Origin of the sequence: Alteromonas sp. BL110, assembly GCF_003443615.1 — a bacterium.
In the GTDB taxonomy this organism is placed as follows: domain Bacteria; phylum Pseudomonadota; class Gammaproteobacteria; order Enterobacterales; family Alteromonadaceae; genus Alteromonas.
In genome coordinates this window covers 2,454,843-2,471,492 of sequence record NZ_CP031967.1, presented here as the reverse complement: position 1 = coordinate 2,471,492, position 16,650 = coordinate 2,454,843, and the positions used below count along the sequence as shown (strand labels likewise).

At 44.7% G+C, this 16,650-nt stretch carries 14 protein-coding genes; 6 read left to right on the top strand and 8 right to left on the bottom strand.

Annotated features, from left to right (window positions below; genetic code table 11):
- Window positions 1-2,979, bottom strand: a complete 2,979-nt coding sequence (locus D1814_RS10710; RefSeq protein ID WP_118492097.1) for a bifunctional diguanylate cyclase/phosphodiesterase — start codon at window positions 2,977-2,979, stop codon at window positions 1-3.
- A 194-nt stretch (window positions 2,980-3,173) separates the two neighbouring features.
- On the opposite strand from D1814_RS10710, the gene D1814_RS10705 reads away from it, so the two are divergent.
- From D1814_RS10705 to D1814_RS10690, 4 genes are all read left to right on the top strand, one after another.
- Window positions 3,174-4,208, top strand: a complete 1,035-nt coding sequence (locus tag D1814_RS10705) for a serine/threonine dehydratase (protein ID WP_118492095.1) — start codon at window positions 3,174-3,176, stop codon at window positions 4,206-4,208.
- Between the two features lie 101 nt (window positions 4,209-4,309).
- On the top strand, window positions 4,310-6,010 hold the full coding sequence (locus tag D1814_RS10700; protein ID WP_118492093.1) for an amidohydrolase: 1,701 nt from the start codon (window positions 4,310-4,312) through the stop codon (window positions 6,008-6,010).
- The gene (locus D1814_RS10695) at window positions 6,007-7,410 is read left to right on the top strand and encodes an APC family permease (RefSeq protein ID WP_118492091.1); all 1,404 of its coding nucleotides are present in this window, start codon (window positions 6,007-6,009) and stop codon (window positions 7,408-7,410) included. The genes D1814_RS10700 and D1814_RS10695 overlap by 4 nt, the downstream gene beginning before the upstream one ends.
- A 3-nt stretch (window positions 7,411-7,413) precedes the next feature.
- On the top strand, window positions 7,414-8,055 hold the full coding sequence (locus D1814_RS10690; RefSeq protein WP_118492088.1) for an MBL fold metallo-hydrolase: 642 nt from the start codon (window positions 7,414-7,416) through the stop codon (window positions 8,053-8,055).
- Window positions 8,056-8,202: 147 nt separating this feature from the next.
- Here D1814_RS10690 and D1814_RS10685 read toward each other — a convergent pair whose 3' ends face one another.
- Complete coding sequence (locus D1814_RS10685) at window positions 8,203-8,718, bottom strand: lactoylglutathione lyase family protein (protein WP_015068113.1); 516 nt, start codon at window positions 8,716-8,718, stop codon at window positions 8,203-8,205.
- 229 nt (window positions 8,719-8,947) lie between these two features.
- Between D1814_RS10685 and D1814_RS10680 the strand changes: the two genes are divergently transcribed.
- Window positions 8,948-9,844, top strand: a complete 897-nt coding sequence (locus tag D1814_RS10680) for a LysR family transcriptional regulator (RefSeq protein WP_118492085.1) — start codon at window positions 8,948-8,950, stop codon at window positions 9,842-9,844.
- 140 nt (window positions 9,845-9,984) lie between these two features.
- Here D1814_RS10680 and D1814_RS10675 read toward each other — a convergent pair whose 3' ends face one another.
- From D1814_RS10675 to D1814_RS10655, 5 genes are all read right to left on the bottom strand, one after another.
- Window positions 9,985-10,818, bottom strand: coding sequence for a class II glutamine amidotransferase (locus tag D1814_RS10675; RefSeq protein WP_118492083.1), 834 nt, complete (start codon window positions 10,816-10,818; stop codon window positions 9,985-9,987).
- A 332-nt stretch (window positions 10,819-11,150) separates the two neighbouring features.
- Window positions 11,151-12,212, bottom strand: a complete 1,062-nt coding sequence (locus tag D1814_RS10670) for a hypothetical protein (RefSeq protein ID WP_118492081.1) — start codon at window positions 12,210-12,212, stop codon at window positions 11,151-11,153.
- A 219-nt stretch (window positions 12,213-12,431) separates the two neighbouring features.
- A complete protein-coding gene (gene yiaA / locus D1814_RS10665) occupies window positions 12,432-12,902 on the bottom strand; it encodes an inner membrane protein YiaA (protein ID WP_118492079.1) in 471 nt (156 codons plus the stop codon).
- A 10-nt stretch (window positions 12,903-12,912) separates the two neighbouring features.
- A complete protein-coding gene (locus D1814_RS10660; protein ID WP_409049181.1) occupies window positions 12,913-13,677 on the bottom strand; it encodes a DUF2145 domain-containing protein in 765 nt (254 codons plus the stop codon).
- A gap of 52 nt (window positions 13,678-13,729) precedes the next feature.
- The gene (locus tag D1814_RS10655; RefSeq protein WP_118492075.1) at window positions 13,730-14,134 is read right to left on the bottom strand and encodes a hypothetical protein; all 405 of its coding nucleotides are present in this window, start codon (window positions 14,132-14,134) and stop codon (window positions 13,730-13,732) included.
- Between the two features lie 131 nt (window positions 14,135-14,265).
- Between D1814_RS10655 and D1814_RS10650 the strand changes: the two genes are divergently transcribed.
- Window positions 14,266-15,000 (top strand): helix-turn-helix domain-containing protein, encoded by a 735-nt coding sequence (locus D1814_RS10650; protein ID WP_118492073.1) that lies wholly within the window; start codon window positions 14,266-14,268, stop codon window positions 14,998-15,000.
- A gap of 96 nt (window positions 15,001-15,096) precedes the next feature.
- On the opposite strand, the gene D1814_RS10645 is transcribed toward D1814_RS10650, so the two are convergent.
- The gene (locus tag D1814_RS10645) at window positions 15,097-16,596 is read right to left on the bottom strand and encodes an NCS1 family nucleobase:cation symporter-1 (RefSeq protein WP_118492071.1); all 1,500 of its coding nucleotides are present in this window, start codon (window positions 16,594-16,596) and stop codon (window positions 15,097-15,099) included.
- Between the last annotated feature and the right edge of the window lie 54 nt (window positions 16,597-16,650).

The window sequence follows — 16,650 nt, the reverse complement described above, 5'->3', positions numbered from 1 at the left end:
TTAGGCAGAGGCAAGTTTAACTCGCCATTGAACTCTATGCGCCAGCGGTTTGGGTTTATCTAAAGCAAAGCCTTGTCCGAAATCTACTTTAAGGTTTTTCAGAACATCAGCCGTTGCAATGTCGACTACAAACTCAGCGACGGTCTGCTTCCCCATGCTGTGCGCAATATTATTTATCGCTGTTACTGTAGCATGATCGATAGGATCGTGAACGATATTTCGCACGAAGGAGCCATCAATCTTAACGTAATCAACGTCAAGGTTTTTAAGGTAGGTGAATGATGACATACCTGCGCCGAAGTCATCTAAAGCAAAGCTACACCCTAAATCGCGCAGCGTAGATATAAAATGTTTTGCAGCGCTTAGGTTAGTTACCGCTGTTGTTTCTGTAATCTCAAAACAAATTTTCTCAGCAGGTACAGAAGTACTTTGCATACGCTTAGCAATCTTATGCAGCGCCATTTCATCACCCAATGTAATACCCGATAAATTAATCGCGACTTTACCAACGTTATCAATATGAGCAGGGTTACTTTCAAGGGTTTTAAGAGTGTTATCCACAACCCACATATCCACTTTGTTCATTAAACCGTGGCGTTCTGCCAACGGGATAAAAAGCCCTGGGCTTATAAGTCCGCCCTCTCGCCCGTTAAGTCTCAAAAGAATCTCGTAATGCTGCAGCGGCGTAGCTCTCTCATCGTTCAGCACGTTTAACGGCATAATAGCTTGGCTATACAACTCGAAGCCGTTGTTTTGTAACGCGTGATGTAAAGCATGCAATACCTGGTTTTCACTATCATCAATAGCCATTTGTGTGTCATTATCATGAAACACAAAGTAACGGTTTCGCCCCAAGTGCTTGGCCTTATAACACGCATTGTCAGCGGCTTTGATTAGAGCCTCCGCGCTTTGCGTTGTTTCATTTATTTCAATAACGCCAATGCTTGCGCCTACAAAGAACAATTTGTCGTCATAAACAAATCGATAATTTGAAATCGACAATAAGAGTTTATCTAGACGCTTTGTTACCTTATCCAAACTTTGATTGCGAAATATAATGCAGAACTCGTCACCACCTATCCGGGCGAGCAAGTCTTGCCCGTTTACGTATTGTCGAAATATGGTAGAAATTTCTTTTAGTAGCTTATCACCAGCCGGATGACCACAGCTGTCGTTTACCAATTTAAATCGATCCATGTCGATAAAACACATCACGCTTTTCTGATGGTAAGCACGAGGCATATTGATATTTGACACACTTTTAACGCCAGCTTTGGTTGAACACTTACTACCGCCTTGCTGCTTGCTCTGATTGTGGGTGTCTTCGAGTATCTCCCTTAATTTTTCATCAAACGCATAGCGGTTAAATAATCCTGTCAGCTGGTCATGATTTGCTTGAAAGTACACTTCTTCCTGTAATGCCAGCTCTTTAGTAACGTCCCTGGCTATGCCCTCTACAGCGACTAATAAACCTTGGTCATCGTTTATCGGCGTGTCAGAGAACTCTATAGCTAACGGCTCGCCTGTTCGGCCCTGATACCACACAACATAAGGTTCGGGCTTTTCACCACGAACTATAGTTTGTTGTATATCAAACAGCTCGTCTGGCACTTGACGTACATAGCGAGATTCATTTTTGCAAAAGTCATCCGCCGTAAAGCCAAGGATCTTTTCAATGCCCGCACTTACATAAATAAAGTTATGGTCGACAGTTTTGGTGTACACAAAATGGCGCTGCATACCGTCAACCAAACGGCGGTATTTTTCTTCACTCTGCTTTAGGTCACGCTGAGCGCGAAAACGTTCGGTAACATCTCTTATCGTAATTGCTATGTTTTCGCCCGCTTTGACCACCTGTATTTTAATCCATTCAGGTACAATCTTATCGCTGCCTACCGCGATACGAGCCTCATAAGGTACTCCATTAGCAGCCACATTCTTTGCGCTTTCAAATTGATCTTGCATACCTAAATAACGGGTTTGCTCTGCCAAACTCATAAAGCGCAATGCGTCACAGGCCCCACGGAATAAATATCGGCTGTATGAATTTGCTTCCACAAGCGAAAAGTCATCGTCTGTAGGCTGATAAATAAGTAGAGCGTCAAGCGATGCTTCACTGGCAGTTAAATAGCGCTGATGGCTTATCGATAAGTTAACTGCCCCCTTAAGCTGTTTGTGCAAAACGTAACTCACCAGTGCTGACATCAATAGGCCAATCATTATGATCAGCCAGCCAGTATTGTAGGGACTGAGTTGAGACTGCATTGTAAGAAAAAACTCTCGCTCTAAGAAGGTGAATGGCTCAAGCTTGACTATGGAGCCATCGTTCAATAGCTCACCGCTTTGGAACAATACTTTGTTGTCACCCTGAAGCTGAAAGTTAAACTGCGGCCCTACTAGCTCGCCTAACATCACGCCTAAAATAGTTTGTACATCAAAGCCCGCGACTAGAAACCCATGTTTAGGCTCTTGGGGGCTAATAGCTCTGCCCACCACAATAAAATGATGTTCAGCATTGTCTGAATACAAAAGTGTACTTTGTAAGCCCTCTGAAAACCGGGATATGTTTAAGCCTAATGCTTCCATCGGCTTGCCAATTAAGCTGTTGTCTAGGCGGGTTTTTATACCCTTTGAGGGAGTCGCGACCCACGCTATCTCACTGTTAGCATCAATAAATACCAGTGAAGAAAACCCCTTTTGCATGCCCATTAAAGAGAGGGCTTGCGCATTAAACCAATCGACTTGGTTAGGTTCAAAGGTAGGCCAGTTTTGCATAAGGTTATGCAGTGCTTGAATGCGTTCGCTAGAGAAAACCTCTAGGCTTATTTTTACCTGCTCGGCTACCGACTGGGCCTTGGAAATACGAGCAGTGCGTTCGTCGTTTTGAATAAAAACGCCCGCAGATATAAAGAGTAGCGCAAGGAAGACAAATAAAACTGTAGGTAGCGCATAAATACGACGATTAAGTTTGTTTAACATGTGCCTACCTCTAAAAACGTGCTCAGATAGACTAAAGTAGAATTATGAAATAAATATGAATTACCTTATACACTTGATGGAATAGGCTCTAGCGTAATCGAAGCGTATCTGGCACTGTATAGTTTTTATCTTTAATACATGAAGGTACGAAGCCTTTGCGTGTTAAAAAAACATATTTAAAAGAGCGGTATTTAATGAGCACTCCCCCCAGTTTCGACGATATAAAACACGCTTATGCGCGCATAAAGAGCGATGTTAAAAAAACACCCATTGTTGAATCTTCTCTGTTAAATGAATGGATGGGCAACCGCATTTTGTTTAAAGCAGAATGCTTACAAACCATCGGAGCATTCAAAATTCGCGGCGCAATGAATTTTTTAGCACGTTTGAAAGAGGAAGGTCGCTTACCAAAACATGTTGTTGCCAATAGCTCTGGAAACCACGCTCAAGCTGTAGCTTATGCAGCCGCACATTTCGGTTGTAGCGCTACTATTTATGCAAGTGAAACCATATCGCCCATTAAAGCTGCGGCAACACAAAGCTATGGCGCAGAATTAAAGTTATACCCTACTCGACCAGAGGCCGACGCAGCGGTTGAGCAAGCATCAAAAGCACCAGACACTGTGTGGATACCGCCGTTTAATCATAAAGATATTGTGGCGGGGCAAGGCACAGTGGCATTAGAAGCGTTAAATGAAGTAGGTGATGTGGACGCCGTTTTTGCACCTTGCGGCGGTGGCGGCCTGCTATCTGGTACGTTATTAGCAACCCGTGAATTACAGCCCAATGCGCTAGTTATAGGCGCAGAACCCGCCGAAGCAAACGACGCATCTATGTCGCTACAGGCGGGAGAGATAGTATCTTTGCAACATACGCCTAATACCTTAGCTGACGGCGCAGCCACACCTTCTGTCGGCGACGTTACTTTTCCTATACTACAAGAGCTTGACGATTTTTATGAAGTAGACGAGCTACAAATTGCCTATTGGACCCAATGGTTGCACCATTTACTAAAGCTTCATATTGAGCCAACGTGCGCCATGACCATGGCGGCTGTAGCAGCTTGGGCGGCAAACACACCGAAAGGACAAACCGCATTGGTGATAATAAGTGGCGGCAACATTAGCCAAGCTAATATGGCAAAAATTTGGGAAAGAGACTTTTTATTGCAGCCGCCTATCCTAGACTTTGAAGACGCTGACGAATTAGAAGAACTTAAAGACGCTTAGGCTTAGAACAGTGCTATATCACTGTTATGCTTTAAAGTGAATTTAAGCGAATCGAACGACTTAATACTAAGAATAGAAAAACAAACAGGCAGAAACTCACTATGAACTCTACATTGTCTACGCTGACATTTAAAAAGCATTCGCTTTCAAAATTACTAACAGCGACATTTGCCACAGCGGCAACACTGGCCGCCATGACCACTGCGCTTAAAGTTGAGGCAGCCACCCTGGTTGAGAACGTAAAAGGCTACACTTTAAATGAAAAGGGTGAGCTCACTACTTTTAAAAATCTTCTGTTGGACGAAGGTAAGGTAGTTGCACTAAACGTAGATAAAGGAAAAACCTCTGTTGATGACACCATAGACGGCGAAGGTAAAGTCATGCTCCCCGGTCTTATCGATGCTCACGGTCACCTTCTTGGCCTAGGGGCAAACCTACTAGAAGTAAACTTGCGAGAAAGTACAAGTGCCCAAGACGCAGCTAAAATGGTTGCCGAATACGCCTTTGCAAATGGTCAGCAAACTTGGATTACCGGGCGCGGCTGGAACCAAGAGTTGTGGTCTGATAGAGCCTTCCCGACCGCTGCTGATTTAGACAATGTTGTGTCTGATAAACCGGTAATGCTTACTCGAGTTGACGGTCACGCGGCATGGGTTAATACAAAAGCTATGGAGCTAGCTGGCATTACAAAAGACACCCAGTCACCTGTTGGCGGTGAAATTATTAAAGACGCCGACGGCAACCCTACTGGTGTATTCATCGATAACGCATCACTACTAATTGAAGAGCACTTACCGAAAGCCAGTAACGCGATATACGAGCAGCAATTAAATGCCGCAGGTGAGCACTTACTAGCAAATGGTATTACGTCAATGCACGATGCTGGCGTAGGAAGAGACGTTTACGACTTCTATGTAAAAGAAGCGGTAGAGGGTGACCTGCCTGTACGTATTTATGCAATGGTAAGCGCGACTGATCCTGAACTTTCAACCATGTTAAGTAACGGTACAATTCGGGATGAAGACGACTTTTTGTATATTCGTTCAGTGAAGGCCTATGGCGATGGTGCATTAGGTAGTCGCGGCGCAGCATTGCTTGAGCCTTATTCAGATGCGCCCCATCAACATGGATTGCTTTTAACTCAACCAGAAGATATGACCCAACTTTTCACCACCGTAATAGGTGCGGGTTTCCAGCTTAACTATCACGCTATCGGCGATAAAGCGAATCATGTAGCGCTAAACGAATTTGAAACTACCTTTAAAAATATAGGCGGCAGTGAGTTGCGCAACCGTATAGAACACGCGCAAGTAATTGCCCCTGATGACCTAGCCCGTTTTGCGTCGCTAAAAGTACTTCCTTCTATGCAGCCAACACACGCCACCAGCGATAAAAATATGGCCGAAGACCGTATTGGCAAAGACAGAATGAAAGGCGCCTACGCATGGAAAACCTTACTTGATTCGGGCATAGCTTTGCCCTTAGGTTCAGATTTCCCAGTAGAGCTTGCTAACCCATTTTACGGTCTTCACGCTGCGGTTACGCGCCAAGACAGAAACAATCAACCGGTAAAAGGCTGGTATGCCCACGAAGCCTTAACCGTTGAACAAGCCTTCAAAGGCTTCACGTTAGATGCTGCTTATGCGGGGCATATGGAAGATACTTTAGGCACATTAACACCAGGAAAGTGGGCTGATTTCATTTTGGTAGACCAAGATATTTTCAGTATAGACGCCAAAGACATTTGGAAAACCGAAGTTCACGCCACCTATGTGGCTGGAGAAGAAGTTTTCTCTAAATGAGTAGCGAAAACAAAAGCCTCTTAACCAAAGGGATTGGCGGCATAGGCGCTGCCCTTTTGGTATTAAATGGCCTTATTGGGGCAGGCATTTTTGCACTGCCCGCTAAAATGGCCGCCGCGCTTGGTGCTTTCAGCCCCTACATCTTTTTGATCTTTGGCGCACTTATGCTAGCTATTGTCTGGTGTTTTGGACAGTTAGCCGTGCGCTATCAAGAGACTGGCGGGCCAGTAATTTATGCCCAAAAAGGCTTTGGCAATGCAGCCGCATTTCAAACGGGGTTTGTGTATTATTTGGCTAGAGCTACGGCGATAGCTGCCAACATGCATGTGTTATTGCTGTACGCAGGTTATATGTGGCCCGAACTTAATGCAGGCGCAGGAAAATCGTTTGCGATTATAGGGCTGACAACAGCGTTAATTGTAGTGAACATTGTTGGTCTAAAGGCTGCCATGCGTTCGCTTGATACTATTTCCGTGCTAAAACTCGTGCCTTTTGTGGCGCTTATTGTTACAGGATATTGGCAAGTAGACTTTTCTACCGTCTCTTCCGCTACCACCATCCCTGCCTTCGACACCATATCTGCGGGTGCCTTACTTACGCTTTACGCTTTTATTGGTTTTGAGACGGTAGTGGTGACGAGCGGTGAGACTAATTCACCGAAAAAGACTATTCCTCGGGCGTTGATGCTTACGGTTTCAGGTATCGCCATATTTTACTTTTGTGTGCAGTGGCTTTATTGGCACACCGTAGGGCCTACTAAGCCGGATAGCGCACCGCTTATTGCCCTTGCCAATAAGATATTTGGAGAAACTGGAGCGCTTGTAATGACGTTAACCGCCGTGGTATCGGTAGCCGGGAACTTATTGGCGAACATGATATCTACCTCTCGGCTTACGTTTTCTATGGCACGACAGTCTCTTATTCCCGGAAAGCTTGGCGAGATACTAGGTAAGGTTCATAGCAAGTTTGCTACGCCCTCTTCATCCATACTGGTACTTGGATTATTCGCCGGCGCGATGGCACTTAGCGGCAGTTTTGTATGGCTGGCGATTTCAAGCGTGCTGGCGCGGCTAACAGTATATGCAATGTGTGTAGTGGTGTTAATAAAAGCGCAAAAGGCTTTTTCTCATGGAAGTTCTTCACAGGTGGGCTCTTCGCAAAGCTCGTCGCTATCTAATGAACATGGCCGAAACTCTGACCTTACTACAAGCTCGTCCGCTAACGCTATAAACCCGTTAAAACGTTTGATACCCTTTGTCGCACTAGCGGTTTGCGCATGGTCTATTGCACAATCGTCAACGAACGCATGGCTATTTTTATTAGGGGAATTAGTGGTTGGCGCACTGCTCTATTTTGCGCTTTTTCATTTAGCCCCAAGCAACAAAAAATCAAAAGGTTAAACAGTGGAAATTCAAGTTATACCGGTTACGCCCTTTGCCCAAAACTGCTCGTTAGTTTGGGATCCAACTACTAACAAAGGTGCGTTTGTCGACCCTGGCGGTGATATTGAAAAGCTTATTGATGCAGCGTCAAAGAAGGGCGTGAGTATAGAAAAAATCATACTTACTCACGGTCACCTTGACCACGTTGGCGGCACGGTCGCCATTGCCGAGCACTATGGTGTGCCCATTATTGGTCCGCATATCGGTGATAAATTCTGGCTAGATGCCCTCATGCAGCAAAGCCAGATGTTTGGCTTTCCACCCGCGCAGCCTTTTACTCCTAATGAGTGGTTGAATGACAATGACACCATTTCAGTGGGCAATTTAACCTTAGAAGTATTACATTGCCCCGGCCATACTCCTGGGCACGTAGTGTTGGTAGAGCGTGCGAGCAATCGGGTTATTGTCGGCGATGTGATATTTGCAGGCTCAATTGGCAGAACCGACTTTCCACAGGGAAATCATCAGCAGCTTATCGACTCTATTAAGCAAAAAATTATGGTGCTACCTGATGATATGACGATTTATCCTGGACATGGCCCCACTACAACGGTAGCCACAGAAAAGGTATCCAACCCTTATGTATCCGGTCAATTTGGATAAAATCTCGCGTTTTATCAGCAAGTAAAGAACAAAAAAGGCGAGGTGCGTTAAACAAGATTTTGCTTGTTTCGCCCTCGCCTTTCGCTTATTTAAAGCTTGCTATGCACTTGCTTAACGCAATGCCTAAAAAGCGATATTAACTAACGCTTACTCGTAAGCGCCGCTTGCATAGTGCAACTCATAGCTGTGGCTATAAATTTCAAGAATGTTACCAAACGGGTCTTCCATATAAATCATACGATATGGTTTTTCACCCGGGTAGTAGTAGCGCGGTGCCTTCATACGTTTTTTACCGCCAGCGGCCACAATCTTTTCAGCTAAACCTTCTACGTCTGGGTCTTGAACACAGAAATGGAAGATACCGGTTTTCCAATACTCGAAGTTGTTTTCAGGGTTCTCTTGGTTACTAAACTCGAAAATTTCAACGCCTACGCGATCACCTGTTGAAAGGTGCGCAATACGAAATTTACCCCAACCTGCACCGAATACGTCGGTACACATTTCACCAATGGCCGAATCGTCTTCAACAATTTCGGTTGGCTTCATAATTAAATACCAGCCGAGTACTTCGGTGTAAAACTTCACGGCGGCTTCTAAATCGGGCACAGAAATTCCGATATGAGAAAACGTACGCGGATACGGTGTTTTTACTGCTTCAGTCATCACTTACTCCTTGGTAGTGCAAGTTGTCAAAATGGCTTAAGCGGCTAATTCGGTGTCTATTTCTGTGTTTGGTTAAATAGCGTTTTCGCCTTTAAAAACCACCCATAACTCCAACAAGATAACTAATCGAAAATAGCGCTTAAGTGAACATGGATACATAGTAGCTAGACAACGAACAAACTTAAAATTATGATATTTTCTAAATTTGATAAATCTAAATTATACCCAGATGATTAACCCTATTTGGCTAGACACCTTCGTTACTTTAGTAGAAACAGGAAATTTCACTCGTACCGCTGAGCAGCGATTTATGACGCAGCCCGGGGTAAGTCAGCATCTGAAAAAGTTAGAAGAGGCATGTCAGTGTAAACTCGTTGTTCGCTTAGGCAAGGGTATTCAGCTTACGGAGCAAGGTCAGCGGGTGTATCACTACGCTAAAAATCAGCAGGCTACGGAGCAAAACTTTATTGCCAGCTTAAAGTTTGACGCCCCGTTCGAAGGAGAGTGTGTAGTAGCCTGCTCAGGTGCTATCGCTCAGCGTATTTACCCTGCTCTGTTAGCGTTGCAAAAGCAGCATGACGCGCTGAACATTCATGTCGAAGTCGCTCCCCGACGCACAATCCTATCAGGCATAGCGAACAATACACTTGAGCTTGGCATTGTAACTAACCAGCCAGAGAGTGAAGATATACACAGCGAGTACTTAGGCGAAGAAGCGTTAGGGCTTATTCTACCGCGTAGCCTGCCTGATACGGTTGAAACTAGTGTATTAAAAGATGTCATCAATCGGTTGGGACTTATTAACCATCCTGATGCCATGCACTACTTACAGCGCTACTTTAACGATTGCGGAGAACTTGAATTGGCCAAGGTTAATCCAAATAAGCTGCCTCATGCCGGCTACATTAACCAGCTTTCGCAAATTCTGCTGCCAGTAAGCGAAGGGTTAGGTTACACCGTGCTGCCCACCAGCACGCTAGAATTTGTGTCATTTGCCGACAAGCTTACTGTTTACAAAGCGAAAAACGAGGTAACAGAGCCCTTATACACTGTTCAAACACGCCACAGCGCTCTACCAGCCCGCTACCAAGCAGTAAAACAAACCATCAGCCAAGTATTACGGTAGAAATTGGGGTCAGAGTACATTATTAATGTTAGCTAACACGAGTTTTGGGGTCAGAGTACATTATCGAGCAGGCTTAACAACTAAGCGCAGAGCAATTTGAGGTCGGGCCATAAAAGTTACTCTGACCCCACAATTCGTAATTACTCATGAAGCGACGGATCGGGCGCTACCATCTCGGCTTCTTTTTTGTGTTCGGGTACATCCACTTTACCCGAAGCAATGACTTCCCCTTCTTGCCAAAGCTTCCATTCGCCTCGCTCGTAAATATCCCACTGCTCATCGTTAGTTAGCGGCTCTGTAGCGATAATACTCACCACATCCTTTGGTGTGGTTTCAGCCGCGAAATCTATTTCTACTTCGACATCACTTAAACAAGCCGGGCCAAAAGGCGCTCTACGGGTAATGCTGGCTAGCTTGGTACTGCAAAATGTAAACAGCCAGTCACCGTTACTCAGCAAGCAATTGAATACACCTTGCTGAGCGTACTCCTTCGCAAGTGAAACTAGCGTTTCAGCTAACTGTTCGGGCATGGCGTCGCGTGGCAAATTCTGTCTAACATTGTTCATGATGTCGCAGAAAAGCTCTTCGCTGTCCGTATCCCCTACAGCCTCATAAATACCTGCTCGACGTGAGAAATTAGGAAGCTGCCCGTTATGCGCAAACACCCAATACCTTCCCCACAACTCACGGGTAAAGGGATGGGTGTTGGCTAAGTTGATATTACCTACGTTAGCTTGACGTATGTGGCAAATGGCGTTTTTACTTTTGATAGGAAGTCTAGAAACGAAGTCGGCGATAGGTGACGTGGCGCAAGGCTCAGGGTCGTGAAACATTCGCACGCCTTTCCCTTCATAAAAAGCAACGCCCCATCCGTCTTTATGCGGCCCTGTTTCACCACCGCGGCGAGTTAGCCCGGTAAAACTAAAACATAGATCAGTAGGAGTGTTCGCACTCATGCCTAAAAGTTCACACACAGCGTTTATTACCTTCAGCAGTTAATTCATTAAGTACGTCGAGAATACGCAAGCTCTGTAATCGAATCAATTCGACATAAGGTAGGAGTATCACTTTCTGCCTGAGGTTCCATCTTTGCCTTACGGCTCGACAGAGATTGGGGGTCAGAGTACTTTTTGAGGAAATGTACTCTGACCCTAATATTTTTTGTTGTTTACCAGATAAACGTAGGTATTTTGACATTTACAATTTTTATTCGGCCCTTAGGAACCAAACCTTTTGCAAGCCATCACCGGCAGCGACGTTTGCTGACACCGTTGTAGGCTCATATCTCATGCTGTGCTCTGAAAGGCTAATCGATGACTTCAAGTTCCCTGTGTAGCAACGAAGGGTTATCAACGCTTAAATATAACGTTGATATATTTTCATTTAATAAAGCCATACCAGAATAATATGGTTGGGGTTTATTGAAGGTAAGCTTGACGTTAGCGACGCCCCTTCCAAAGTGAAAATCCTCTTTGGTTAAACTTCTACTCCACTCGCCAACTTCCATGCTTTCTATATTCGCTTTTGGAATTACAACCATTCCCCACCAAGAGTTATTCACTACAACCTTGTCCTGCCAAACAAAGCAACTGTAGTTTTTGCTCACCCGGTAGTTTGCGACAAACATGATCACTAGATAGAACACCAAAGTAGCCACCACGATGGCAATAGTTTCACTAAATTCCGATAGCAATACGTACGATGCATAGGTTGTGATACTTAAAACAATGAGTACGCCCAGTAAATGCCACCACTTACCAGAAAGTAACTTGAGGTGCACTGCGCTTTTCACATGTTTTTTACTGAAGCTAGGTATGGCGTAATACCAACTTGCCGGTTCATGGGCCAACATTAAAGCAAGCTCAAGCTGCTTAGCCTCTTTGCTACCTTTTTTCGGTGCTTCATCTTTTTCATATTTTTCATATTTTTCAAGCATATGAATACGCGGGTCGCCACTTAGTTTACGTGCGCCCCAAAGTGCTTTTACGATAGTGACTAATAGCACTACTTCGATAACCATCAATACAACAATGATGGGGTATTTTAGGTAGCTAATAAACGCAAAATAGTGCGAAAGCTGTTCTGGGTAGTTATAGCGAGCTATCAAACTACTTAGGGAAAATATTAGCAGCACTTTCCAAAGGGCCTGTTCGCCAATACGGATTACCCAGAAGTAATACAACAACGGCAGCACAAGGAAATAAAATAAGGATACCAATACCGTATTGCGCCAGCTTGGCTCTGAAATGATGTTACTTAAGTTAAGCGTAATGTCTGGCAAGGTACTAGGTAAAAACCATGTGCCTACATAAAAACAAACCGCAGCAACGATTAAAAAAGCAATTCTGTATTTGACGGGTTTACGCATATTTCATCCCTGATGCGTTGAAGATAAAAAGCAGCTAAGAAGCTAAACAATTGATACACAATACGAAAAAATGGGGTCAGAGTACATTAATTTGATGGCAGAGGTCGTCTAACGTTGGCGAGTTGTACTCTGCCCCCAAAACTTAGGGGGGTCAGAGTACATTAATTTGCTGGTAGGAGTCGTCTGACTTTGGTGAAATGTACTCTGACCCCGTTACTTTTATGCGGCTTTTACTTTAGTGGTTGTTTCAGGTTGTGAAACGTTAGTTTCTGGTTTAGGTTCGACGCTACTAGGCTCGCTATGAGCTTGGCTATCACGAACGTTCTTTTGAACCGTAATGGCGGCAAATAAGCTTAAAGTAAACGCCATTCCGAAAAAGCCTTTTTCGCTTAATAAGAGTTCGGCGTTCAGCAATCCAATAACTAGCAATACTATGGCTGACCCAGTAGCTACTGCTGAAGCTAAAAAATATGCCTTGGTTGTAGGTACACCTTCCATTTTATCGCGTACCGTTTTTTGCAGGCTTACCACTGAAAATAAGCCAAATAGCATAATGGTGAAGTAATAACCTTTTTCGTTTAAGGCCATAGGCGCATTGTACAAACCTATGAAATACGCACCTACGCCTACAATTAATGCTGCTAGTGACGCGATTCGAAACGCTTTAGTGGGTTTATTAATATTTTGCATAGTAAAACTCCTAAATATTCTCTATTTGACCCGTGCGGGTAAACGTAACGGCCTTGTTTGATAAATCGTACTTTTGCATATAGCGGGCAAGGCTACCGAAAGTGGTGGTTTCTACCTTGCGACCGTGATCTGACAGGGTTACGCCATCGCTGAACATACTCGCTAAGCCAAGTTTAGCGCGGCTCATATTTACTTTTTGCGGCGAAAAATGGGCTTTCGCATTTACCTTCAGCTGCGCAATATCAGTGGTTGAGTAAATTGCCGCATTTAATACATCAAGGGTGTATTCCGTGCAGTTTTGGCGTTCACTATTAAATGGGTTTGCCACCACTGAATATCGAGCATTGTGAAGCAGTTTAGCTTTGTCATCGCGATATAGATTCACTAACGCTTGCTGTACTTCTACTGAAGGAATAATTATTCCTGCCTCAAGGGCGTACGCCCCCCAGAAGAAATCTACAGGATAGTCGGTAATCAAATGACTTCTGCCTTGCTCTTCAGCATCTTGATATAAATTGTGTATGGCATAGCCTTTTACCATATTGCCATCGCTTAACTGAATCGTTGAGTAAATAGCAACGGCGGTATGGGTAAAGCGAATGCCTTTCGGCATATCTTCAATAGGTCTGCCACGTCTTGCAATGATAAACGCCCGGGCCCCTTCACTTGCCGCATACTTTTCTACATCTTTTGAAAATGTCGCAATCGCTTCTGGCGTAAAGGTGGGCTTACCATGCTGCTGGCTTCCCGCGTACACGTCATGGATACCAGACATTAATAATACAATGACTAACCCGATTGAAGTTATGTAGGCTCTCATGTCTAACCTACCGCTTAGTGTTAGTTGTCGTAGTGATCACTTTCGTTTTAGTAGTAACCACTTGGTTCGGGGCTGGGTCGGCAGTAATAATAGTTTCGGTTATCACCAAAGGCTGGTTGTGCGCCACTGAAGATTGATGACTGGCTCGATGAAGGTTGCGAGCACTTTCATTCACGGTACTTTCTACCACCGCGCTTCCGGCAACAACCACGCTCCCGGTCAATACCACAGGTACTGCCACCACCGCACTCGCTACCGAAGCTGTTGTTGCTAAACCTTCAGATGCGGCTAACGCGCTGTGTTTACTGGCTTTGCCGCTATGGTCAAAAGAATCATCTGCCATTGCAGAATGGGTAAGAAGCGCACTACTTAATAGTGCAGTTAACATCAATGTTGAACGTGTATTTTTCATATCACTTGCTCCTAGTTTGTTAAGACAAGATGTGTCTGAACACTTTCTACACTAGAGCCAAGAATAAATTTCGTAAACCAAAATGATTAATGTAGTATTAATTTACACCACCAGTATAAAAAATTAATACCATGAGCCAAATTAGCCTTGTGTACGACACCTTAAAGCAATGCTTACGGGAAAAACGACTTACTTATAAGCAGCTTGCAGGAATGCTCAATGTAAGCGAAGCAAGCGTGAAGCGTAACTTTTCGTTGCAGGCGTTCAGCCTTGATAAGTTAGAGCAGGTTTGCGAATGCTTACATTTGTCTTTAAGCGATTTATTTAGTCTTTCACAAAGACAGCAGGAAAAGATTTCACAGCTGTCTGAACAGCAAGAAATGGAGTTGCTTTCTAACCCAAAGTTATTGCTTGCCGCGGTATGCGTAAGAGACGGTTGGCGCTTTTCAGAACTCATCGAACATTATGATATTGATGAAGTAGAAGGCATTAAGCTAATGACAACCCTTGATAGGCTTAAGCTAATAGAACTGTTGCCGAACAACCATTATAAGCTGCTTATTGCCCAAGACTTTAGGTGGATCCCTGGCGGGCCGCTGGAAAAGTTCATGGAAAGAGAAGTCATGGTGAAGTTCATGGACCCAAAGAAAAACGAACCATGGATGTTTCGCTTTTACTTACGAGGGCGCTATTCACAAACCTCGGTTTCTATTATTCAACGTCGTCTTGAGCAGCTTAGGCAAGAAGCAGCTAAACTTAGTAGCGAAGATAACGACTTACCAATAGAAGAGCGCCAACATGTGGGGTTACTTATGGCGATGCGGCCATGGGAGCCTTCACTTTTTGAAAACATGAAGCGAAAATAACCCTGTAAGAAAAGCTTTGGGGTCAGAGTACATTTCGTAGAAAAGTACTCTGACCCCATTAGTTTACTTCGCAGAAAAGTTTTCTGCCCCCCATTTTTAAGAGGCGCTTTTTGCCTGCATGGTAGCTGGTACTCTGTTGGACAGCGTTAGGTAAACAATACTGGCGATAATTAGCCCCACGAACCACGCATAGGCGTAAAGCGTATCGAAAATGGCGGGTACGCTGTCCACAAACCCTGCGGCGTGCATAAATCCAGGAATGTTAGGCAAGATACCAATGATAAGCGCTGTCACGCCAGCCATGTTCCAACCGTTATTCACACCGTATTCACCTGAGTGTTGAAACAGCGCATCAATGTTTAACGTCGATTTTCTTAAAATGAAATAGTCGGCAATTAAAATACCTGCAATAGGGCCAAGCAGCGCAGAATATCCCGTGAGCCACGTAAACAAATAGCCTCCCGCGGTTTCAAGTAGCTTCCAAGGGAAAATAGCAACACCAATTCCCGCGGTGATATATCCCCCCATTTTGAAGCTAATTTTTGAAGGCGCCATGTTCGAAAAGCCATACGCTGGGGCGACCATATTAGCGGCTAAATTTGTAGTTAAAGTAGCGAGTGCTAATGCCGCGAGAGCAAAGACCACGCCCATGCCACCCATACGCCCAGCAAGCGCCACTGGGTCCCAAATGGCTTCACCGTAAATGGTTACCGTTGCTGAGGTAACCGCTACACCTATGAAAGCAAACAAAGCCATTGGTAAAGGTAAGCCAATAGCTTGCCCTAGCATCTGATCTTTTTGTGATTTAGCGAAGCGAGTGAAATCGGGAATATTCAACGCCATGGTTGCCCAAAAGCCCACCATAGATGTAAGGCCAGCGAAAAACGCAGACCAAAACTGCCCCTCCTTAGCGCCTCCTTCTACAAATTGAGACGGCGTTGATAACATGGCGCCAAATCCACCTGCGTTTATATATGCCCAAGCAAGGAGCGCTAAGCCCATTAAGATCAAAAATGGTGCAGCAAAAGTTTCAAGCCAACGAATAGATTCAGTACCGTGCTTAATAAAAACCAAGTGCATTGCCCAAAAGGCAAAGAAACACAGGGTTTGGGTAATATCGATACCTAAAAATGGCAGCGCCTGCCCCACAAAAGCATCGCCGCTCACGCTATTTAAAATAACGTATATCGCGCTGCCGCCAACCCAGGTATTAATGCCAAACCACCCGCAGGCTACAAGACCGCGGGCCAGAGCGGGAATTTTCGCTCCCTTAGTGCCAAACGCGCTACGTAGCAATACGGGAAAAGGTAAGCCGTATTTAGCCCCGGCGTGACCAATTAACATCATTGGCACTAGCACGATAACGTTACCCAACAGCACGGTGATCACTGCCTGATACCAATTCATGCCTTCAGATACTAGCCCAGCAGATAGCAAATAAGTGGGTACACATACCACCATAGCCACCCATAATGCCGCATAGTCCTTCCATCTCCAGGTTCTTGTTGCCTCACTGGTGGGCGCCAAATCTTGGTTCCATAAATCGCCATCGTAATGGGAAGGTTTTGTCATGGGTTGATTGTTGGTGTTATCCACGCTCTATTTCCTTGTTGTTTTGGTGCTGCACGAGCTTGTCTTATTTATGATAAA